The 568-nt window shown below is 31.2% G+C and carries 1 protein-coding gene; it reads left to right on the top strand.

Features of this window, described 5'->3' with window-relative positions:
• Nucleotides 1-212 precede the first annotated feature (212 nt).
• Nucleotides 213-568 (top strand): DnaB-like helicase N-terminal domain-containing protein (locus ACFINC_RS11730; RefSeq protein ID WP_375617308.1); only part of this gene is annotated, 356 nt, incomplete at its 3' end.

Genomic DNA, 568 nt, shown 5'->3' with positions numbered 1-568 from the left:
AAAAAAGCCGCGTCCTTTAAGACACGGCTTTTATTATCAAAACAGCTAGCGATCTAAATAAACGATTAAAGTAACCAATCGAAATATAAAAGAACATCTCTTTATTGCACAAAACGTATCAAAACGCAAGTTGTTAAGTAAAATAAAAATGGGATTCACACTGTAGATTCAGTGATTTATAATTATCATTTATCAAATCAATTTAAATCATAATGAATAAAATGAACGCTGTTAATTTACCTTCTTTTCAAACAGAAGAACAATCTTCTTTTCGCCAACTTCCCCATAATATTGAAGCTGAAAAAGCTTTGCTGGGTGCTATCATTATCAATAATAATGCTCTTGATAGCGTTTCTGATTTTTTAAAAGCAGAGCATTTTTTTGAACCGTTGCATCAAAAGCTTTTTGATATCATTTCACAAATTATTCAAAAGGGAAGAATTGCAGACCCGATTACCATTAAGCCCTTTGTTGAAAATGATGCGAAAATTGGTGACATCACTGTATATAATTACGTGGTGCGTTTAGCTAAAGAAGCTGTAACAATCATTAATACTAAAGATTATGG

It is taken from the genome of Bartonella sp. AP58NXGY (genome assembly GCF_042195785.1).
Lineage (GTDB): Bacteria > Pseudomonadota > Alphaproteobacteria > Rhizobiales > Rhizobiaceae > Bartonella.
The sequence above is the reverse complement of the archived record's forward strand: the minus strand, read 5'-3'. Positions and strand labels throughout refer to the sequence as shown.